This window comes from Dermacoccus sp. UBA1591 (assembly GCF_002322065.1).
GTDB lineage: Bacteria > Actinomycetota > Actinomycetes > Actinomycetales > Dermatophilaceae > Dermacoccus > Dermacoccus nishinomiyaensis.
The window spans coordinates 1-6822 of sequence record NZ_DCNR01000021.1 but is presented as its reverse complement, the minus strand read 5'-3'; the positions used below and the strand labels follow the sequence as shown (position 1 = coordinate 6822).

General features: G+C 71.7%; 5 protein-coding genes. All 5 read left to right on the top strand.

The window, feature by feature from the left end; genetic code table 11:
• The coding region (locus tag B2284_RS02415) for a bifunctional acetate--CoA ligase family protein/GNAT family N-acetyltransferase (RefSeq protein WP_286697135.1) at positions 1-2592 on the top strand (2592 nt) is incomplete at its 5' end.
• Positions 2593-2633: 41 nt separating this feature from the next.
• Entirely contained in the window at positions 2634-3236 is a 603-nt protein-coding gene (locus B2284_RS02410) for a DUF5998 family protein (RefSeq protein WP_281712255.1), read from the top strand.
• Positions 3237-3244: 8 nt separating this feature from the next.
• On the top strand, positions 3245-4363 hold the full coding sequence (locus B2284_RS02405; protein WP_286697134.1) for an alkaline phosphatase family protein: 1119 nt from the start codon (positions 3245-3247) through the stop codon (positions 4361-4363).
• A gap of 11 nt (positions 4364-4374) precedes the next feature.
• Positions 4375-5100, top strand: coding sequence for a thymidine kinase (locus B2284_RS02400; protein WP_062255883.1), 726 nt, complete (start codon positions 4375-4377; stop codon positions 5098-5100).
• A 6-nt stretch (positions 5101-5106) separates the two neighbouring features.
• Positions 5107-6726, top strand: a complete 1620-nt coding sequence (locus B2284_RS02395) for an MFS transporter (protein ID WP_286697133.1) — start codon at positions 5107-5109, stop codon at positions 6724-6726.
• The last annotated feature ends 96 nt before the right edge of the window (positions 6727-6822 follow it).

The following is a 6822-nucleotide window of genomic DNA, read 5'->3' as shown; positions in this document are numbered from 1 at the left end:
GCCCACGTGCGCCCCATCCGCCCCGACGACGCCGAACGCATCCACCGATTCCACGCCGCGCAGAGCGAGGAATCGATCTACCTGCGCTTCTTCGCCCCGATCAAGCGCCTGAGCGATCGTGACGTGCGCCGCTTCACGCACGTCGACTACGTCGAACGTGTCGCCCTCGTCGCGACCGTTGGCGACGACATCATCGGCATCGGCCGCTACGACCGCCTCGGAGGGCGCGACGCGACGAGCGCCGAGGTCGCGTTCAACGTCGCCGACAGTTTCCAGGGCCGCGGCGTCGGCTCCGTCATGCTCGAGCATCTCGCGGCGATCGGCGCCGAGAACGGCGTCGCCGAGTTCGTCGCCGACGTGCTGCCGCAGAACCGCAAGATGATCCAGGTCTTCACCGAGGCCGGCTACGACGTCAGCCGCAACTTCGACGACGGCGTCATCTCCGTGCGCTTCGAGATCGAGCCCAACGAGAAGTCGCAGGCCGTGCGCCTCGCGCGCGAGCAGCGCGCCGAGTCGCAGTCGGTGCGTGCGCTGCTCAACCCGTCGTCGATCGCCGTCGTCGGCGTCTCGCGCGACGGACGCTCCGTCGGCGGTCGCGTGCTCGCCAACCTCGTCGAGGGCGGCTACCGCGGCACGCTCCACGTCGTGCACCCCGAGGCGGGGACGATCGACGGCCTGCCGACAGTGCCCTCGATCAGCGCGATCGGGGAACCGGTCGACCTCGTCGTCATCGCCGTGCCGGCTCCGAAGGTGCTCGACGTCGTCGCCGAGTGCGGCGGCGCGGGCGTGCGAGCGCTGCTCGTCGTCTCCGCCGGGTTCGCTGAGTCGGGCCCCGAGGGCGCCGAGCGTCAGGCCCAGCTGCTCGCGCTGGCCCGCCGACACGGCATGCGCGTCGTCGGGCCGAACAGTTTCGGGCTCATCAACACGCGCGAGGACACGCGCCTCAACGCCTCCATCGCCTACGAGATGCCGCCCGCCGGCCACCTCGGGCTATTCGCGCAGAGCGGTGCGCTCGGCATCGCCGTGCTCGCGAGCGCCGGACGGCGTGGCCTCGGCCTGTCCGATTTCGCTTCCGCCGGCAACCGCATCGACGTCTCCGGCAACGACCTCCTGCAGTACTGGATCGACGACGACGACACCCACGCCGTCGGCCTCTACCTCGAATCGGTCGGCAACCCGCGCAAGTTCACGCGTATCGCGCGGCAGCTCGCGCTGCGCAAACCCGTCGTCGTCGTGAAGTCCGAGGTCTCCGCGTTCGGACGCCCGCCCGGGCACCGCGTCCGGGAGACACGAACGCCTCCGCGTGCCTTCCGCGAGATGCTGCGCCAGAGCGGCGTCATCCGCGTCGGCAACGTCCACCAACTCTTCGACGTAGCGCAGCTCGTCGTCAACCAGCCGCTGCCGAAGGGGCGGCGCGTCGCCGTCGTCGCCAACTCCGACGCGCTCGGCGCGCTGTGCGGTGACGCGGCGCTGAGCTGGAAGCTCGACGTCACCCGCGGCCCCGTCGCCGTCGCCGCGGACGCGAGTGAGGACGCGTTCCGTGACGCGCTCGTCGCCGCGTTCGAGGACGAGAACGTCGACTCGGTCGTCGCGAGCTTCATCCCGCCGCTCATCACGGGCGGGCGTGACGTCGCGCGCACCGTCGCCGCCGTCAGCGCGCAGTACGACAAGCCCTGCGTCACGACGTTCCTCGGCATCGACGGTGTGAGCGACGACCTGTCGGCGTCCGCGCCCGACGGCTCGACGCGCATCGTGCCTTCCTACCCGATGCCCGAGGACGGCGTGCGAGCGCTCGCCGCCGCGACGAACTACGCCGAGTGGCGCGGGCGCGATCGCGGTGAACCCGTGGCGCCGCTCGGCATCGACCGCAAGGGCGTGCACGAGATGGTGCGCTCGATCATGGCCGAGTCGCCCGACGGGCGGGAGCTCACCGCCGACGAGACCGCGCAGCTGCTCGCGCTCGCCAAGATCTCGGTGTGGCCCTCCGTTCCGGCGCGCTCGCCCAAGGAGGCGGTCGACGCGGCCGAGGAGCTGGGCTTCCCCGTCGTCGTCAAGTCGATCGCGCCGCAGGTGCGTCACCAGGTCGCGAGCGCGCTGCGCGCCGACCTGCGCTCGCCGCTCGCCGTCGTCGAGGCTTACGAGGCGCTCGCGGAGCGTCTCGAGGAGTACGGCCCCGACCAGTTCGTCGTGCAGAAGATGGCGACCCCCGGCATCGGCTGCTCCGTCACGAGCGTCGAGGATCCGCTGTTCGGTCCCGTCGTCTCGTTCTCCGTCTCCGGCCCGCCGACCGACCTTCTCGACGACGTCGGTTACCGCAACCCGCCGCTGACGACCGGTGACGTGAGCGAACTCGTCAGCTCGATCAAGGCGTGGCCGCTGCTCGACGGCAGTCGCGGGCGCGGCATCGACCGCGCCGCCATCGAGGATCTCGTGGCGCGGGTGTCGGTGCTCGCCGACGAGAACCCCGAGATCGCCCACCTCGAACTCAACCCGGTGAGCACACACCCCGGCGGCCTCGACGTCCTCGGCGCGCGCATCACGCTGGCGCCCGCGTCGCTGCGTCAGGACTCGGGCCGACGGGCCATGACGTGAGGTCGCCCTCCAGAGGCGAGCGCGGGCCGCAGGATGGGATGATGGCAGGCATGGCTCAGAACCTTCCCACCGACCTCGCTCGTGCCATCGACAAGGCCGGCTACTTTCCCGCGCTCGTGCGCGACGTCGTGGCCACCGCGCTCGCCGGTGACGAGGTGCGCCAGCACCTCGTGCACGTGGAGACGACCTTCGAGCAGGACGAACTGCTGCGTCACATCACGGTGCTCGTGCTGACGCCGACGAAGCTCGTCATCGTTCACGCCGACGACCACGACGACTCAGCCGCCGGGGGTGTGCGCTCGACGCGTCAGGCCGTGACGGCGACGTCGGAGACGGTCGCGCTGTCGTTCGTGCGCGGCGTGACGCTGACGCACGTCGTCACTTCCCCGGAGCGCTACCGCTCCGGCAGCCTCGGGCGCGAGGTGACGCTGACGATCGGCTGGGGCACGATCAGCCGCATCGACCTGCTGCCCGCGACGTGCGGCGACCCGAACTGCGACGCCGACCACGGCTACGACGGCACGATCACCGGCGACGACATCAGCCTGCGCATCTCCGCCGACGCCGAGGGAGAGGGTCACCTGCAGCAGGCGATGACGTTCGCGCACGCCCTGTCGGCCGTCGTCGGCTCCACGGCCCGCTGACGCCCGCGATGAAGGCTCCCCGCTACGACGCCGACGGACTCGCCGGTGTGCTGCCGTCCGTGGCACGCAGCCTCGACCCCGTCGCGTTCGCGGGGGCCGGGCGCAAGCTGCCGCAGGCGCGCGCGGCGATCGTCGTCCTCGCCGACGGGCTGGGCGCGCGGCTGCTGCGCCGTCAGAGCGCGCACGCACCGTTCCTGCGCGAGCACCTCGAGCGGATGCAGACCCTCGCCGCGGGCTTCCCGACGACGACGGCGACGTCGATGGGCACGTTCGGCACCGGCCTGCCCCCCGGCGCGCACGGCCTGGCCGGCTACCTCGTCGTCGACCCCGCGACGGGGCGCGTGTTCAACGAGCTGACGTGGAAGGACGGGCCGAATCCGCAGGCGTGGCAACCGAACCCGACGGTGTTCGAACGCGCCGACGCCGCCGGGCTGCGTCCCGCCATGATCGGACCCGGCTACTTCGACGGCTCGGGCCTGACGAACGCCGCCCTGCGCGGCGCGACGTTCTACCCGGCCGAGGGGCTCGACGACCGCGTCGACGCGGCGCTGGCCGCCACCCGGCGCGGTCACCGACTCGTCTACCTCTACTGGGGCGAGATCGACAAGGCCGGCCACGTCCACGGCGTCGGCTCGCCGCAGTGGGCGCACGAGCTCGCCGTGTTCGACGACGCGATGGCGCGCCTCGACTTCGGGCGCCCCGCGGGCACGTCTCTCACGCTGACCGCCGACCACGGCATGGTCGACGTCCCCCTCGACGCGCGCGTCGACATCGCGACGACGCCGCACCTGCGCGACGGCGTCCGACGCGTCGGGGGAGAGATGCGCGCGCTGCACCTGTACGTCGAGCCGGGGGCGCTCGCGGACGTCGGATCGCGTTGGCGCGCCGAGATCGGCGCGCACGGACACGTCTTCATCCGCGAACAGCTCGCCGACGCCGGCTGGGTCGGCGCGCTCGATCCCGCCACCGCCGGACGCTTCGGCGACGTCGTCGTCTCCGTCACGAGCGCGCGCGGGTACGTCGACTCGCGTGTCATGAGCGACCGCGTGCTCACGCTGCTCGGCCAGCACGGTGCGATGACGCCCGACGAACTCGACGTGCCGTTCCTCCACCTCGGCGCGCGCTAGGGTGACTGACCGTGGCTGAGCTCGTGTTTTTCACCGGAACGATGGATTGCGGCAAGTCGACGCTGGCGCTGCAGATGGATCACAACCATGCCGCGCGCGGCCGTCGCGGCATCGTCCTCACCCAGCACGACCGCGCCGGTGAGGCCGTCATCTCCTCCCGCCTCGGCCTGCGCCGCGAGGCCCTCGAGGTGAACGCCGGCCTCGACCTGTGGGATCTCGCCGTCTCCGCGCGCGTCACCCTCGGCGAGCTCGACTACGTCATCGCCGACGAGGTGCAGTTCTACGAGCCCGAGCAGATCGATCAGCTCGCGCGCGTCGTCGACGAACTCGACGTCGACGTCTTCGCATTCGGCATCACCGCCGACTTCAAGACCCAACTGTTCCCCGGCTCGCGTCGCCTGTTCGAACTCGCCGACCGCACGCAGCTGCTGCAGGTCGAGGCGTTGTGCTGGTGCGGCAAGCGCGCGACGCACAACGCCCGCGTCGTCGACGGCACGATGGTCGTCGAGGGCGAGCAGGTCGTCGTCGGCGACACCGGCGACCAGGGCGAGACGCCGCTCGTCGAGTACGAGGTGCTGTGCCGGCGCCACTTCATGCGTCGGATGACGTCACATGCCGCGCGCACGATCGGGGCGCAGCAGATGCCGTTCGACCTCGACGTCTGCCCGGTGCCCGCTTCGACGTTCGTCGCGTCCGAGCCTGCGGGCGAATCGTCGACGGCACACGAAGGCCCCTGAGTCGCCATGTCCACGCCAGGCTCCGGCCCTCGAGACGACGACGCCGACGACACGACGCCGTACTGGGCGCGCGGTTCGTACGCTCCGAGTTGGCGCGCCGGGCGACCCGCCGCGGATGATGACACCCGCGGGTGGGACGAGACGACCGCGCGCCGTGACGCCCGTGAGCTGGACGAGACGCGCGAGCTCGGACGCTCGGTTGCATCGAATCGAGACGACGAGACGGACGGCCCGGCGCCTGACGCCACCCAGGGCACGGCTGGAACGTCCGCATCCGACAACGCCCGACGCATGGCCGGTGGTGCACTCGCCGCGGGGCGCCTCGCCGGGCAGGGGGTTCGTGGCGCTGCTCGCCTGAGCGCGGGGGCGACGAAGGCGTCCCTGCGCGCCGCCCGCCGCGCGAGCAACGCCCAGGGCGCCGGCGAGAGCGGCCTGGGGCGCCTCATGGAGGTGCACGCGCTGTCGAACGCGGGGGACGCCGCCGTCACCGTCGGACTCGCCGGGACGCTGTTCATCTCCGCGCAGCCGGGGGAGGCGAAGAGCCACGTCGTGCTCTTCCTCGTGCTCACGATGCTGCCGTTCGCCATCGTCGCGCCCCTCGTCGGGCCGCTGCTCGACCGCTATCGTCACGGCCGTCGGTGGGCGATGGGTGCGACGTTCGCGCTGCGCGGCTTCCTGTGCTGGGTGCTCGCCGACGCGATCGAACGCGACTCCGTCTGGCAGTTCCCCGCGGCGCTCGCCATCCTCGTCGCGAGCAAGGCCTACATCGTCACCCGATCATCGGCGACGCCGCGGTTGCTGCCCGACGGGATGAGCCTCGTGCGCGCCAACAGCCGCATGAGCCTCGCGGGCGTCACGGGCGCGACGATCGGTGGCCCGCTCGCCGGTGGCGCGGCCGCGCTGTTCGGGGCGACGTGGGCGTTCCGTGCCGCGTTCCTGCTGTTCGTGTTCGGCACCATCCTCGCCATCCTGCTGCCGGCGAACATCGACTCCGACCGCCATGATGGTTCACTTCGTGCCCCGAAGCTGACGATGCCGCCCGCCGTCGTCGCTGCGCTGCGCACGAACACCGGGCTGCGCTGGGTCAGCGGCTTCCTCACGATGTTCATGGCGTTCCTCATGAAGACCCATCCGCTGCCCGGGTGGGAGGACAAGGTGACGACGCTGCTCGCCATCGTCGTCGGCGCCGCCGCCATCGGCAACGCGCTCGGTTCCGTTGCCGGAGCTGTCGTGCGCGCGCTCGCGCCGCGCGTCGTCATCCTCGCGTGCCTGCTCGCGGACACCGCGGCCGTCGTCGTCGCCGCGGTGCACTTCGATCTCATGACGGCCGTCATCGTCGGGCTCGTCGCCGGCCTCGGGCAGGCGCTCGGCAAACTGGCGCTCGACACGCTGATCCAGGATCATCTCGCCGAGGCCGTGCGCACCAGCGCCTTCGCGCGATCGGAGACGGTGCTGCAGCTCGCGTGGGTGCTCGGCGGCATCTTCGCCTGCATCATCCCGACCGACGCGACGATCGGCATGTACGCCGCCGCGGTCGTGCTGCTGACGTGGACCGCACTCGTCGTTGCATGGAACGCAGGGCGCGGTCCGCGCCTCACTTCTTGGGGCCGCGGCCCCCGAACATGATGTCGTCCCAGCTCGGCACGCTCGGACGCGAGCTCTTGCGGCTCTGACTCGCGCGCGGCGGCACCGCGGGCGAGGCGCCCTTCGAGGTGCCCTTCG

Excerpts from the sequence above, each read along its gene's own strand:
- B2284_RS02410 (WP_281712255.1), top strand. The coding sequence starts at position 2,634 with ATGGCAGGCATGGCTCAGAACCTTCCCACCGACCTCGCTCGTGCCATC.
- B2284_RS02405 (WP_286697134.1), top strand. The coding sequence starts at position 3,245 with ATGAAGGCTCCCCGCTACGACGCCGACGGACTCGCCGGTGTGCTGCCG.
- B2284_RS02395 (WP_286697133.1), top strand. The coding sequence starts at position 5,107 with ATGTCCACGCCAGGCTCCGGCCCTCGAGACGACGACGCCGACGACACG.